Below are 14,213 nucleotides of genomic sequence, written 5' to 3' on the forward strand. Positions count from 1 at the left end.
ACGCAAAGGGAGGGTCGGGGAGGGGGGGTGTTCATATTTTTAGACCGGCGGAACCAAGTGTTTCTTCGTCAAACGAACCTCGCGCTTGCTCTCCGCGCGCTCGAAGCGAGCCAGAATCTCGTCGCGCAAAAGCTCGCCCGGCACCACGGCGTCCACCACGAGCTCGGAGGCGAGCTTCATCAAGTCGACGTCCGCGCGATACTCTTCTTGCAGCTTGGCCACGTACGCCTTGCGTTCGTCGCCCTCCGGCACTTCCTGAATCTTGTTGTAATAAACCGCGTTGACCGCAGCCTGCGGCCCCATGACGGCAATCGACGAGCTGGCGAGCGCGATGCAGGCGTCGGGCTCGAAGGCCGGCCCGCACATCGCGTAAAGCCCCGCGCCGTAAGCCTTGCGCACCACGACACTCAGCTTGGGCACCGTCGCCTCGCTGACCGCGGCGATCATCTTTGCGCCCGCGCGGATGATGCCCTGCTTCTCCACCTTGGTGCCGATCATGAAGCCGGGCACGTCGGCCAAGAAGAGAATCGGAATGTTGAACGCATCGCAAAGCCAGATGAAGCGCGCGGACTTGTCGGCCGAGTCGACGAAAAGCACGCCGCCGAGCCACTTGGGCTGGTTGGCCACGATGCCCACCGTCTTGCCGCCGATGCGGGCAAAGCCCGTGATGAGCTCCTTCGCAAAGAGCTTCTTGATCTCGCAGAACGAGCCCTCGTCGATGATCTCGTGGATGACGTGCATCATGTCGAACGGCTTGTTCTCGTCCGGCGGCACGATCTCGCTCAGCTTCTTGCCACTCGACTTGGGCGCCCGCGACTCGCGCACCGGAGGCTTCTCCGCGCTCGTCGAGGGTAGGTAGCCGAAGTAGTTCTTCGCCCAGTCGATGGCCTCTTCTTCGGTCTTCACCAGCACGTCGCCGCAGCCGGAGACCGAACAGTGCATCTTGGCGCCACCCATCTCTTCCAGGGTGACCTTCTCACCGATGACCATTTCGGCCATGCGCGGGGAGCCGAGGTACATGCTCGCGTTGCCGTCGACCATCACCACCACGTCGCAGAAGGCAGGGATGTAGGCGCCACCGGCGGCGCTGGGCCCGAAGAGCAAGCAGATCTGCGGAACGTGCCCACTCATCTGTACTTCGTTGTAGAAGATGCGCCCTGCGCCCCGGCGGCCGGGGAACATCTCGATCTGATCGGTGATGCGCGCCCCGGCGGAGTCGACCAGGTAAAAAAGCGGAAGCTCGAGCTTCATCGCCGTTTCCTGGATACGCAGGATCTTTTCCACGGTGCGGCGGCCCCAGGAGCCGGCTTTGACGGTGGAGTCGTTGGCCATGATGGCCACGGTGCGGCCACCGATCTTCGCGGTTCCGGTCACCACGCCATCGGCGGGCAAGTCCGACTCCAGGTTGTTGGCCAGCGCAGCGTCTTCCACGAACGAGCCAGCATCGATGAGGCGCGCGATGCGATCGCGCGCGAACAGCTTGCCCGTCTCGGCGTTCTTGCGGTGGTACTTCTCGGCGCCTCCCTTTTCGACCCGGGACAGCGTTTCCTTGAGCTTCTTCTCGCGCGGCATGCGGCGGAGAGTAGTGGGCCGCCAAGCTAAGTTGAAGTGGGGAAAAAGTTATCGACGGGTGACGGAGCAAAGCCTCTGCGGTCATTGTACGTTTGTCCGGTGCAGGCTCCGTTGCCCCCTCGTGTCGTGATTGAACGCCCCGCCCCGTGTGTCGAACGGGATGCGGCCGAAGCTCTTTTTGTCGACGCACTGAAGCAATCCAGCGCCCCCGATGCGGGCTGGACGATGCGCGTTGGCGTCCGTCGCGAGAAAACGGCGCTGCGTGCCCGTGGTGAGCTGTCCGACCCGAGCGGCGCCGTCGTCGCAAGCCGCGACTTTTCGGTGCGCGGAGAATCGTGCGCGCCGCTCGCACGGGCCATCGGCGTGTGGGCTTCGCTCGTACTCGATCAGCAAGACGCCCAGGCGCGACCGGCTCCGGCGAAGGAGGAGCCGTCCAAGCCCGCCGCGGCGGAGAAGCGCGTGACGAGTTCGCCTCCGCCACCGGATCCGGTCACCGCTCCGGTTTGGCCTACGCCGCAGCACGCCGAAGGTCCCTACCCCGAGCAAGCGCTGTTTTTGAGACACCCGCCGGATTCGCGCAGCCTGGAACTGGGCGCGTCCACGTTCCTCATGAACGCCGGCGACAGCGGAGCGCTCGCCGGCGGCTCGATCTTCCTGGTCGCGGAGTTGCCCGCGGGCGTGTTTTTCCGCCCGAGACTCTCGTACGGCCGTAACTTTCGCCCTCTGCAAAGCGTGGGTGAGGAAAGCCGCGACCTCGGAACCGCGCGCGTCGATGTGTGCTTGCGCATGCCCGGGTTCTACTTGGACCGCAAAGGTCTCGCGGTGGACATCTGCGGCGGCGGCGAGGGCGGATTTCTAAATGTCAGTGGGACCCAAACGCGTGAGGCGCACACCTTGGCGTACGGCGCATTCGGCCCCGGCATCGGTTTGCGGGGTGAATTTGCCAACGATTTCGTCGCAGAGGTACGCGCCGAAGGATTGATGCGCATTGCTGAGGGGCTTCCCGTCGGCGGCCGCGCGGAGATGGCGATCGTCTGGAGGGCGCGATGACGAAAGATGCTAAAAGGTCTGGGCGATGTCAGGTTCTTTCGAGTCACAGAAGGAGGCCGATGTGAGTGGACGTCTCGTTGCTCTCTCCAGCCCGCTCGCACAGGCAGACGTGGCAGAGGCCGATGATCTTCCCCCGGAGTCGAAGGTGGAAAGACCTCGGCAGTCCGGCATCGACCTGAGCTTCCGCGCTCTGTACGAGAAAGAGGTCGACTTCATCTGGCGCAACCTGCGTCGCCTCGGCGTGCCCGAGGCCGATCTCGAGGACAAGACCCAGGAGGTCTTCGTCGTTGCGCATCGCCGCTTCGCCGAGTTCGTCGATCGCGGGTTCGGCGCGCGCGCTTGGCTCTTTCAAATTGCATTGCGCGTGGCCGCAGACACGCGCCGGCATCGCCGCCGGCATCCGGAAGATGCCGATGGCGGAGCGGCCATGGCGCGCCAATCGATCGAAGCGGATCAAACGGGATCGATCTCGCGAAGGGAGCGTCTCGCTCGCCTCGATCGCGCACTGGCGAGCATCCAACTCGACAAGCGCGCGGTCTTGGTTCTCTACGAGATCGAGGAGCAAACGGCTCCCGAAATTGCGCGCGCGCTGGGCATCTCCGTGAACACCGTTTATTCCCGCCTTCGCGTGGCACGCGCCGAGCTCGAACTCGCGCTGAAACGCGACCTATCCCCGCTGCGAGGTGGAGCATGAGTCGCGATCTTTCGCATGAAACCCGCGAGATGCTCGTGCTCGCACGCGGCGATGCTCCGTCGCCCAAAGCGCGCGACAACATGTGGGAAAATCTCGAAAAGGCGATTCTCCCCGCAGCCGCCGTGGGCCTCGGAACCGCTGCCGCCACCGTCGCGAAGCCGGCCGCGGTCATCGCGACGAACCCCAGCGCGTGGGTCCCGCAAGCCGCCGCCGCGGCGGCCAAACCGGGCCTCGGCGCCGCGCTCGCGTCCGCGAAGCTCGCCATCGGCGGGGCACTCCTCGGAACCGCGGTCGTTCTCTCCGTCGCGGCGGGTGCTCTGCGCCATCGCATGACGCCTCCCGCGTTGCTCGAGGAGACCGATCCGCGCCCGGTCATCACGTACGACGAGGGTTCCGTCTCGTTCAATGCGCCGTCGTTCCCCGCCCGGTTCAACGGCACCGCGGCCCCTTCGCCTTCCACGGTGGAACTCACCGCCAAAGACGAAGCCTCCGCCGCATACCGCCCGGTGGCCCGCGCGTCGCTCACGAGCCAAGCCTCGTCGGACGACACGCTGCTGCGCGAAGCCTCGTTGGTCAGCGAAGCCCGCAGCGCCTTGTTGCGCGGCGATCCGCAGACCGCGCTCGTCTCGGTCCAAGCAGCGCGCCGTGAAGGGCGCAACCTCGAGCCCGAAGAGCTCTCCATCGAGGCCCGCGCTTTGCGCGCCCTCGGCCGCGATCCCGAGGCCGCACAACTCGACACCACGTTGCGCAGCCGCTACCCGAACCACGCCCTCGCAAGATCCAATTAGAGCGATCCGCGCGCTAAAGCGCGTTATGGACCGCCGGCAAGATGCCGGCGATCACTATTTCCCGCGGAATTGGGGCTTTCGCTTGTTGGCGAAGGCTTCCAAGGCCTCGCGGCGATCTTCGCTGACGAGGACGGAGTCGTAGCTCACCTTTTCGAGCTCGAGGCCGAGTTCCAACGTCGTGTCGTGGGCGCGATCGATCGCTTGAAGTGCGGCGGCTTGTGCGAGCGGCGCTCCGTCGGAGATGGGCTCGATCCACGCGAGCACGTCGTCGATCAGGTTCGCGTCCTTGGGGACGACGCGGTTCACCAGGCCCCACTCCAGGGCCTCTTGGGCCGACAAGCGCCGGCATAGAAGGATCATCTCCTTGGCCCGCGCCTCGCCAATGAGGCGCGGTAAACGCTGCGTGCCGCCCGCGCCAGGGATGATGCCCAGCGAGGTCTCTGGCAACGCCAGCGTCGCGTGCGAGGCCGCCACGCGGAGATCGCAGAGCAGGGCCAGCTCCAACCCACCGCCGAGCGCCAGGCCATTGATGGCGGCCACCACGGGCTTCGGCGATCGATCGAGCGGCCCCAGCTCGGAGCGATAGAGCTCGATCTGCTTGCGCACGTCGTTCTCGTCCATCTTGTGGCGCTCTTTGAGGTCCGCCCCCGCGCAAAAGGCCTTGTCCCCCGCGCCGGTGACGACGATCGCGCGCACCGAATCGTCGACCGCCGCCTCGCGCGCGAGCCGCCCGAAGGCGGAGAGCGTATCGCGCGAGAGGCTGTTCATCCGGTCCTGGCGGTCGATCGTGAAGATGGCCACCTTGCCGCGCCGCTCGACCCGAATGGGCTCGCTCATCGGGACCTCCGCGCCGGCTTCGCCTTTTTGCTGCTCGCCTTGGCGGGCGCCTTCTTCGCGCTGACGCCATTCTTGTCCGCCTTCAGCGCCTTCGTGGCGCTCCCATTCGCACCGTTGGTGCCCTTCGGCAAGGGCCCGCGCGTGCTCGACGCCTCGCCCAGCTTGGCCTCGAGCAGCGCCAGGCGCGACTTCAGCTCGGAGTGCTCGTTCTGCATCTTTTCGAGCTCCTCGCGCACCTGGTCCAGCGCGCGCTTCGAGTCACCCCCGAGATCGCGCAGCACCTCACGGATGCGCCGGCGCACCCGTGGATCGAGATCCATCTCGAGGCGCGCACGCAGCGCACCGCGCGCCTTCGTGTCGCCCAAGTCGGCCAGCGCCCGCGCCACGTCGACGCGAAGGTGCGGATCGCCGTCGTCGAGCAGCTCCTCCAGGGCCTCGCGCGCCTTGCGATCGCCCGAGACCTTGGGCAACGCCAGAATCGCCGCACGACGCGCCCGCGTGGCATGGCCGTAGCGCGTGCGCGACATCAAGTGCGGCAGCGCGCGATCGTCGCGCAACGTCGCCAGCCCGTCGATCGCGCCGACGCGAATCACGTCCGCCCACGAAGGACGATCCAACACGTCGAGCAGTGTCTCGTACACCGACGGCTGCTTCGTATGCCCCAGCGCGCGCGCCGCCTCGGCCTCCACCAGGTAGCTCGCATCGTGGAGCGCCTTGGGCCGCAGCACCGATGCCGCCTTCGGCGTCTTGAAACGCCCCAGCGCCCGCACCACCGCACGCCGCACCTTGTGGTGCGCCGTGTTCACGTGCTCGGACAGCACGTCGAAGCCCTCCGCCGCGCGAATGTCGCCCAGCGACTCCGCCGACGCCGCGCGCACCGCCCAGAACTCCGACTCGTCCGCCAGCCGCGCCGCCAGCGCCGCGATGGTCACCGGGTCGTCGTTCTTCGACAGCGCATGCGCCGCCAGCCATCGCCCACGCGCCGATTCGGCCTTCGTGAGCTGCTCGCGAAGCATGTCCTGCGGCACCTTCAACGTCACGGCGCCGAGCACACGCATCTCCGGATCGACCACCACGAAACTCGGTCGCTCCTCCACCGGCAAGGTAAACGTCTCGGCGCGCTGCGAGACGCGCAGGCTTTCGCGCCGCGTCTTGCCTTCACCATCCACGAGAACGAGCTCCAGCGGGAACTCGAAGACATTCGGCACGTCGTCGGTCGCGGCTTGCGTCTGCTTCACGGTGACCGAGAGCACCTTCTTGTCCCAGGCAATTTGCACCTCGAGCTCGGGGTGCCCCGGCCGGTACACCCACTGGTCGAAGAGCTGCCCGAGGCTGCGACCGCTGACCTCTTCCAGGGCGCGCATCAAGTCGCGCGTCTCCACCACACCGCGTCCGTGCCGGCGCAGGTAGTTGCCCACGCCACGCCAGAAGAGCGTGTCGCCGATCTCGCGGCGGAGCAGGTGCAGGACCAGACCACCCTTCTCGTAGAGGTGCCGGTCGAACAGATCGAGCGGCGCATCGTAGGTCTGGCACACGATGGGGCGGCGGTAACGGCCCGTCGCCTCGCCGAGGTACGCATCGAGATCGCCCTTGATGGCCACCTCGTACTCGTCGCGGCCGAGGTGCTTCTCGCGCCAGATATGCTCCATGAAGGTCGCGAACCCTTCGTTGAGCCATCCCTCGGACCAGTCGCGGCACGTGACGTAGTCGCCGAACCATTGATGCGCCAACTCGTGCGCAATCAAATCGTCGGACGTGATGTCCAGCCGGGCTCGCTCATCCAACAGGATGTGCTCGTACATGGTCGTGGCGGTGGTGTTCTCCATCCCACCGAAAATGAAGTCGCTCACCACGACCTGCGCGTACTTGTTCCACGGGTACGGCACGCCGGTGAGCTCGCCGAAGTAGTTCACCATGTCGGGCGTGCGCGCGAACGTCGCCTCGCCATCACCTTCACGGCCCTTCGGAACCAGGTACGTCAGCGGCACGGTGCCGGCGCTGTCTTTCAGCTCCGCGAACTCGCCCGCGACCAAGGTGAGAAGATAGCTCGGGTGCGGGGCGTTCATCTTCCAATGAAAACGCCAGGCCCCTTCCGCGGGCGTCTCCTTCGAAAGCAGCTCGCCGTTCGAGAGCACGTCGTTGCCGTTCGGCACCGTCACGATCATCTCGGTGGTCATCTTCACGTGCGGCTTGTCGTGGCACGGCAGGAAGTGGCGCGCGTCCTCCTCCTGGCACTGGCTCCACACCTGCCGCGGACGATTCGGCACGTGCTCGTCGGGCTCGAGGAAGTACAGCCCACGCCGCGGCGTCGCGCTGTACGTGATCGCCAACTCGCCCGCTTCGAGCGACGCGGGAATCGCCGCGCGAAGGACCTTGCCGTCGTAGACGAACGGCGCCGGGCGCCCATCGACGGTGACCCTTTTCAGATCGAAGCCAATGGCATCGAGTGCGATTTCCGTCGATACAGGATCGATCCGGCGAAGGCTCAATGTGGCCGTGCCGGATACGCTCTTGCGCGGGAAATCGAGCTCGAGCTCGAGCTTCAAATGGTCGACGGCGAAGGGCCGATCGCGTTCGAAGTGACGCGCGGTCCCGCTCAGGGCAAAGGGACGAAGCGCCCCCTTCTCGCCGAACTCCTTGGATTCAGACAGGAAATTAAGATTGCGGAAACCACACCCGCAACCAGCATGAACGCGGTGCTCGAGGGACATCGGTTCGGGGAGCGTTCCATAGACCCGGCCCCTCGGGGAAGCCCGTTTGTGCTATGAGCCCCCGTCCCATGCGGGTTGTTGTTCGATCTGCTCTTTCCGTCGCGGTGGCGGCCCTGCTCTCGGGTTTCGTACCGGTTTTTTCGACATCGGCCCACGCCGACGTGAAGCACGTGGTTGCACGGGGGCACACGTTGGAGGCAATTGCGCGCCGCTACCACGTGTCGCAAAAAGCGATTTTGGAGGCAAATCACCTGCAAGATGGCCGGCATTTGCGCGTGGGCGAGACGCTGGTGATCCCCGGCGTGAGCGCGCCGCAAAGCTCAACCAAAGACGGAAAAGACGGGAAGGACGCCAAGGGAAAAGCTGGCGGAAAACCGCAGAAGCCGCCGACCTACGCCATGACGGCGCGCACGCCGGGCGTGATCCACGCGGCACGGCTCGCCATGAGCGAAGACTTCACCATCCGGGTGGCCGACCGGCGCGGTCGAGCCTCACCCACCGCCCTCAAATCGTTCGAGCGGTTGCTGCGGAGTGCGGGGGGTCAGACCCATGCCATTGACCCGCGCCTCGTCGCGCTCGTCGGCGTGGTGTCGAATCATTTTGGAAGCCGGAAAATCGAAGTCATCAGCGGCTTCCGGCCGTATTCGCCGACCCAGCATACCCCCCACTCGAACCACAACGCGGGCAAGGCCATCGACTTCCGCGTCCTGGGCGTACCCAACGAGGTCCTGCGTGACTTCTGCAAGACGCTCAAGAACGTGGGCGTCGGCTACTACCCGAACAGCACCTTCGTCCATTTGGACGTGCGCACGTCGCCCGCCTACTGGATCGATTACTCCAAACCGGGCGAACCGCCGCGTTACAACACCCCCGGCGTCGATGCCGACGAGGGAACGAGCGACGTGGGCGAGGAAATCCGCGGCGCCATCGGAAACGATCCGGCGAGCCCCAGCCCCAACGGTGACAGCGCCGGGAGCGGGGCGCTGTAAGCTGTAAGAGGACAGCTCCAGACTGGTCATACGACCGACCGACCGGCGACACCTCTACCGACCGGGAATAGGGTCAAATTTGACCCTCTCTATCCCCAAGAAATCCACCGTGGGTCAAGCGCACATGGGTATCCTTTGACCTCATCGTGGGCTGGCGGGGTAGAAAAACATCGGAAAATTGCGGGTCAGCGGTGCTGGCATGGAGCGCGCAACAAAGCGCGGTCCCCAACATGGAACCGCTCGCGATCGCCAGCACGGAGTATTGCCCGGCCGACAACGGTGCGACCGGTGTGACCCACGTGGAGGGTGTACGTGCGGAAGCTGCGGAGGATCTGGACGACAGCATTCCTCCGCCGCCGGCAAGCACGGACCGCGTTCGTCGAAAGCGCACGCGCCGAAAGCGCCGTCTGCGCAGCAAGAGCCGGGAGCGGGCGGACCGCGCGGCCAAGGAGATCCGCCAGTACCTGCCCATCGTGCACCAGATGGTGACGCGCCTCCTGGTGAAGGTGCCGTCCAACGTGCTGCGGGAGGATCTCATTGCCGCGGGCACGTTCGGGCTTCTCGCGTCGATCCGGCGCGACGGTGCGGTGCGCAGCCCCACCTTCGAGTGGTACGCGCGGGTGCGCATCCGCGGCGCCATCATGGACGAACTGCGCAACCAGGATTGGCTCTCCCGCCGCGCACGGCGCGAGGTGCACTCCGCGGCCGGGGATTCGCTTCCGTCGGAGCGTTGCTCCTTCGTCGGCTTCGACGATCTCGCCGGCGGCCTTCAATCGGTGTTCAACGCCGACGTGAGCCCGCCCACGCCGTTCGAGATGATGGAGGCGGACCAGCAGCGCAGCGCCCTCAAAGGCGCGTTGAAAGAGCTGTCCGAGCGCGAGCGGCACATCCTCTTTTTGCACTACTTCCAGGGCGAGCAATTCAAGACGATCGCGGAGACCCTCGGGGTCAGCCTGCCGCGCGTCTCGCAACTCCACTGGCGCGCCGTCTCGAAACTGCGTGACCTGCTCTCGTCGCTCGTGGCCTAAACCACGCGGATCCACCGGCTCGCGGGAAAGGTCGGTCGCTGGATGCCTTTGCGGAGGCTGACGGTCACCGCGCGCAAGAGGGACGAGCGCCGATCGCTGCGCCGGATGATCGCGAGCGTTCGCGGCGTGGGGTTGGGAAGGGCCACCACGTCGAGCCCCTTCGGCAAAGGCTCGATGGCCAAGCGCGGCAGGATGGAGAAGCCTGCCTTGGTCGCAATCTGGGCCAAGATGGTGGAGTCCGAGGAAAAGCTGGCGGTCGTGCGGTTGGTCATCCCACTCTGGCGGCAGGCCTCCACGGCGCCGCGCGCGCCCGAGCAGCGCAGTTCGAGGAGCGAGAGCTTTCCCAGATCCGCCCAGAGCGATGCGGCCCGCGGCCGGTGGCGGCTCGAGACGACGACCACGTAATCGTCCTCGGCAAAGGGCGTGACGGTGAAGCCTGCGGCGGCGGGCAGGTTCACCACGCCGATGTCGGCACGGCCATCGCGGACCATGCGCTCCACCTCTTCGCGCCCCGTGCACGCATCTTCGAGCTCCAGGTGGAGCGCTGGATTCGCATGGACGAGGACATCCACCAGCGGGGTCAGAAGATGCGTGGCCACACTCCGGTACGCGGCAACCCGCACGGTTCCACGCAGCACACCGCGATCGCGCGAAGCGGAAATGGAATCGAGCAGCTCCAACGCCTCGCGCGCCTTGGCCACGACACGATGGCCAACCTCCGTGGGACGCGTTCCCGTTCGCGATCGCTCGAAAAGACGAAGGCCCAACGCGGACTCGATCTCGGCCAGCGCGTGACTGATTCGCGATTGCGTGCATCCTAGTTCCACGGCCGCGCCGCCAAACGTTCCGGCGCGCGCGATGGCCACCAAGACCTCGAGCTCGCTGGTCTTGGGGCGCCGACCCCGCCCGCGTTGCGCGGCGACTTGGGGTTCGAAATCGATCATGTGTCGTGAACCATAGATGGGCGCCTTCGGTTGTCAAGTTGCCCTCGGGTTCTACGAATGAGCGAATGGCATTGCTCTTTCCATCGTCGCCGTTCGGGCGGCGCGCTCTCTTGAATGCGGCCGCCTCCGTTCTCGCCGGGTGCGCCCTTCCCGCCGCACGCGCGGCGGCCGCCACCGAGCCCGCGGTGACCCTTCGTGCGCAACGCCTCGCGTGGGCCGGAGTGCGACTGCAGCTCGCAACGAGTACGTTGTTTCTCGATCCGTTGATCAGCCCCGATGCGTGGGGCCCGGCGTTGAAGGACCCGCTGATCCCCGTCGACGTCGCGTCGGGTTCGCGGTACGTCCTCGTGACCCATCGTCATCCGGATCATTTCGATCCTGCCGCCATCCGCCGCGCACTCGGCGAGAGCGGCCGCCTGGTGTGCGCGCCCGAGGTGGCGGCAGCCGCGGCCGCGTGGGGCTTCAAGACGAGGATGGCGCCCCTCTACGAACCAGTGCTGCTCGACGACGACTTCACGGCGACGGCGGTTCCGGCCATCGATGGCTACGGCGATCCGCAAGTGTCATGGGTGGTCCGCGGTGGAGGGCGACGCATCATCCATTGCGGCGACACTTTGTGGCATGGCTCGTGGTGGCATATCGGCCGTCAATTTGGCCCGTTCGATGCCGCGTTCTTGCCGATCAACGGCGCCCGTTTCGCGTGGCGTAAACCGGTGAGCGAGGTATCGGCCGTGATGACCCCCGAGCAAGCCGTGGCCGCCGCGATCGTCCTCGGTGCGAAGCTGCTCGTACCGATTCACTATGGTGTCGTCGGCGCCGAGGGCTACAGCGAGCTACCGGATCCCGAGGGTACGCTTCTCCAGATTGCTCGGCGCCGGAACATGCCCGTGGAAATCGTGCGCCCAGGCAATTGGCTCACGTGGCAAGCTCGCACGTAGTGCCGCGTTAGGGTGTGCGCGTGGTAAGCGTCGTGCTGTCCGCAACGGCCGACGCCGCGTCGAAGCGGAAGCCACGCGGCTTGAAGGGGCGCCCCATGCCGTAGAGAACCGTGGCCTCGTAGTGGGCGCGCGGCGGCGAGGAGGTGCCCGCGCGATCGAGCGAGGGAGGCTCGTGGGTGCCCCGGTCGAGCGCGACGGCGCGGATGCATCCGGCGCGGCGCAGGGCGTTGGCGAGCGGCGCATCGCTGGCGAAGGTGCCCTTGGCGACGACGATGCGGCCCTCGGCCGTAAGGCCCAAGGCCGCGCGAGGGCCGTGCACCGTGTGGCCCGCAGCGACACCGGGAAGGATGGCGCCGCCGTCGATCAACAGGGGAAGCTCGGCCATGTCGATGCCCGCGAGCGCGGAGCCCATTTCCGCGGTTCTTGCGATGGAGAGCTCGCCCTCGGCGGACGCCACGAGCGACGCGGAATCCTCGCCGCCGCGCATGGGCAGTGCCATTTTGCCCGCGGTGACCAGCCCGCGCGGATGCTTTTCCAGCGAGTTGCCCAGCGACAAGGCAAAGAGCACGCGCTCGGCGTCTTCCTCGCCCAACTCCGTCGTGGGGGACGTGCCCGTTTTGGCGTCGGGCTCCTTGGTGCCCGCACGGATGCGAAAGCGGGCGCGCCGCGGCTCCACGTCGAACAGCTCGACCTGGCCATCGCGCGCCTCCCACATCGCCGTGAGCCACGAAGGCGCCGGCTGCGTGCCCGCGTTCGGCCGCCACTCGACCCCTTCGACCGAAGGCGGCGTGGGATCGCGCAGGAGCACGTAAAAGAAGTCTTTGGCCGCGTAGTCGATGTAGCGATCGTTGGAGATCTCCATTTCACTGGCGAGGATCTCCGAACGGAACTTGTGCGCTTTGACGTCGTCGATGCGCGTGAACAAGAAGCCCGTGTGGTGCGGGTTCATGTCGAGGTGCATGCCGTACGCGCAGCCGGCCATCTTCATGGCCTTGGCCAACACCGTCGCGCTCACCTCCGCGCCCCACGCATACACGAGGTGGCCCGCCTCGGTGACGCAGATGCCCGAGCGCTCCGTCTGCGTGCCGTTGCCCGGCAAGGTGTAACCCCAGAGGGCACGCTTCGTCGGGTTGATCTCTCCGCGATCGAGCAGCGGATCCAGGTTCTGACGGAACGAGTCGATGTCGGTATCGGCCACGCCGTGGATGCCGGTGACCTCGGTCGTGTTGCCCCAGGTGCCCATGCCGGCGCGCCCGTCGGTGGTGACGAGGACGGTGGCCGCACCGGGCTGCGGCGGCAGGAGCACGCGCTTGTGCACCATCATGCCGTAGCTTCCGTGCTCGGTCTTGAAGGCGCCGTTGAAGGCCGCGACGACGCGCGGAGCAATCGCGGGATCGCGCGGGATGCGCCCGGGGCCGTGGCCGCCGGTGAGCGGCTTCGGGTCCTCGGTGCCGGCCTCCATCTGCAGCTCGAGCTGGCGCATATCCATGGCCACGAGCATCACGGAGGCATACGGGCGCTGTTCGTCGGGGCGGACGAAGGTGCGGACGAAGGGCGCAGGCACTTCGGTGCCCGGCAGCTTCTTCATCCACGGCATCTTGGGTACCTGCCACGTGCCCTCTCCGGGTTCCGGCGTCTTCCAGATCGAGGGCATGTCGGCGGGCGGCCATTCGGCGTCACCGTCGGCGGCCTTGGAGCTTTTGAGTACGTTGGCCTTGGCGGCGGGTGCGTCCGCGAGCACGTCGCGGCTGTCGCCCGAACCATGCAGCTTGAAGGCGAACTGCTTCACGGCATCGCGCGCGCCGAAGACCTTGTCCTCGAGCCAAGCGATGGGGGCAGGACCCACCCAAGAGATGGCCCGCACCGTGTCGACGGCCCAAAAGACGAAGCGCTTCGGAAGGTGCGGCACCGCCTCGGCGTGAAGTGCCGGGTTCGGCGTGTCGATCTCGCCGCGCGCCAGATCGAAGCGGGTCTTCTCGGTGCCCTCGCCCTGCAAACGCTCGATGCGAAGGGACTCCGCGTCGATGGCCAAGCCCACCGCGCGGGCCGGAGGATCGAGGGTGATGTCGATGCGCCCAACGCCGTCGCCTGCGCCACTCTGCTGCAGGTTGGTGAGGAACATCATCGCGCGATCGGGCAGGCTCGCAGGGGCGCGTGCGCCATCCTTCGCGAGATCGAGCACGCTCACGCTTTGCTCCTGGCCGTACGCCAAGGTGGCGAAGGCCGCGCGATGACCGTGGATCACGAGCGCGTGATCGTCGCCCAGCGGGGTCGACGTCAGGGCGTACGGCGAGCGCACCGCAACGGGGCGCCCCTCCGGGGTGAGGCGAACGCGGGCGCGGTACACGTCGCGCGGCGCCCCTGGCGCTTCGCTTCCGAGAAAGAGCGCCCAGCGCCCGACCAGGTAATCGGAGACCATGCCGCCCGACGGCTCCCAGCGCACATCACGCGGGTCGACATGGCCCGGCTCCGCGCGCTCACCGCGGATGGCCTCGCCGAGAACGGTCGCGAGCGCCTTGGGATCGTGCTCGGCGGGCCCATCCCCCGCTAGCGCCACCCAAAGCGCGACGAACCCTGCGCCGGAGGCGAGCCGATACGGAATTTTCGAGGTGAGCGCCCGCACGTTCGTGATGATCCTGAAACGCTAGACGCGTAATGGGGT

At 66.7% G+C, this 14,213-nt stretch carries 11 protein-coding genes; 6 read left to right on the forward strand and 5 right to left on the reverse strand.

What is annotated here, in order from left to right; translation table 11 throughout:
- Positions 1 to 39 precede the first annotated feature (39 nt).
- Positions 40 to 1,572, reverse strand: a complete 1,533-nt coding sequence (locus LVJ94_42690; protein WXB03599.1) for an acyl-CoA carboxylase subunit beta — start codon at positions 1,570 to 1,572, stop codon at positions 40 to 42.
- A 126-nt stretch (positions 1,573 to 1,698) separates the two neighbouring features.
- On the opposite strand from LVJ94_42690, the gene LVJ94_42695 reads away from it, so the two are divergent.
- The 3 genes from LVJ94_42695 (at position 1,699) to LVJ94_42705 (ending at position 4,104) form a co-directional block, all read left to right on the forward strand.
- The gene (locus tag LVJ94_42695; protein ID WXB03600.1) at positions 1,699 to 2,622 is read left to right on the forward strand and encodes a hypothetical protein; all 924 of its coding nucleotides are present in this window, start codon (positions 1,699 to 1,701) and stop codon (positions 2,620 to 2,622) included.
- 61 nt (positions 2,623 to 2,683) lie between these two features.
- Complete coding sequence (locus tag LVJ94_42700) at positions 2,684 to 3,316, forward strand: RNA polymerase sigma factor (protein WXB03601.1); 633 nt, start codon at positions 2,684 to 2,686, stop codon at positions 3,314 to 3,316.
- Positions 3,313 to 4,104, forward strand: coding sequence for a hypothetical protein (locus LVJ94_42705; protein WXB03602.1), 792 nt, complete (start codon positions 3,313 to 3,315; stop codon positions 4,102 to 4,104). The genes LVJ94_42700 and LVJ94_42705 overlap by 4 nt, the downstream gene beginning before the upstream one ends.
- A 54-nt stretch (positions 4,105 to 4,158) precedes the next feature.
- On the opposite strand, the gene LVJ94_42710 is transcribed toward LVJ94_42705, so the two are convergent.
- Positions 4,159 to 4,941 (reverse strand): enoyl-CoA hydratase-related protein, encoded by a 783-nt coding sequence (locus LVJ94_42710; protein ID WXB03603.1) that lies wholly within the window; start codon positions 4,939 to 4,941, stop codon positions 4,159 to 4,161.
- The gene (locus LVJ94_42715) at positions 4,938 to 7,652 is read right to left on the reverse strand and encodes a HEAT repeat domain-containing protein (GenBank protein ID WXB03604.1); all 2,715 of its coding nucleotides are present in this window, start codon (positions 7,650 to 7,652) and stop codon (positions 4,938 to 4,940) included. Before LVJ94_42715 ends, LVJ94_42710 begins: the two co-directional genes overlap by 4 nt.
- Positions 7,653 to 7,720: 68 nt before the next feature.
- Between LVJ94_42715 and LVJ94_42720 the strand changes: the two genes are divergently transcribed.
- Positions 7,721 to 8,641, forward strand: a complete 921-nt coding sequence (locus LVJ94_42720; GenBank protein ID WXB03605.1) for a DUF882 domain-containing protein — start codon at positions 7,721 to 7,723, stop codon at positions 8,639 to 8,641.
- Between the two features lie 230 nt (positions 8,642 to 8,871).
- Complete coding sequence (locus LVJ94_42725) at positions 8,872 to 9,669, forward strand: sigma-70 family RNA polymerase sigma factor (GenBank protein WXB03606.1); 798 nt, start codon at positions 8,872 to 8,874, stop codon at positions 9,667 to 9,669.
- On the opposite strand, the gene LVJ94_42730 is transcribed toward LVJ94_42725, so the two are convergent.
- A complete protein-coding gene (locus LVJ94_42730; GenBank protein ID WXB03607.1) occupies positions 9,666 to 10,613 on the reverse strand; it encodes a LysR family transcriptional regulator in 948 nt (315 codons plus the stop codon). The genes LVJ94_42725 and LVJ94_42730 overlap by 4 nt on opposite strands.
- Before the next feature lie 65 nt (positions 10,614 to 10,678).
- Between LVJ94_42730 and LVJ94_42735 the strand changes: the two genes are divergently transcribed.
- Complete coding sequence (locus LVJ94_42735; GenBank protein WXB03608.1) at positions 10,679 to 11,551, forward strand: MBL fold metallo-hydrolase; 873 nt, start codon at positions 10,679 to 10,681, stop codon at positions 11,549 to 11,551.
- A 7-nt stretch (positions 11,552 to 11,558) separates the two neighbouring features.
- On the opposite strand, the gene LVJ94_42740 is transcribed toward LVJ94_42735, so the two are convergent.
- Complete coding sequence (locus LVJ94_42740) at positions 11,559 to 14,174, reverse strand: phosphodiester glycosidase family protein (protein ID WXB03609.1); 2,616 nt, start codon at positions 14,172 to 14,174, stop codon at positions 11,559 to 11,561.
- Between the last annotated feature and the right edge of the window lie 39 nt (positions 14,175 to 14,213).

Source organism: Sorangiineae bacterium MSr11367 (genome assembly GCA_037157805.1).
Taxonomy (GTDB): domain Bacteria; phylum Myxococcota_A; class Polyangia; order Polyangiales; family Polyangiaceae; genus Pendulispora; species Pendulispora rubella.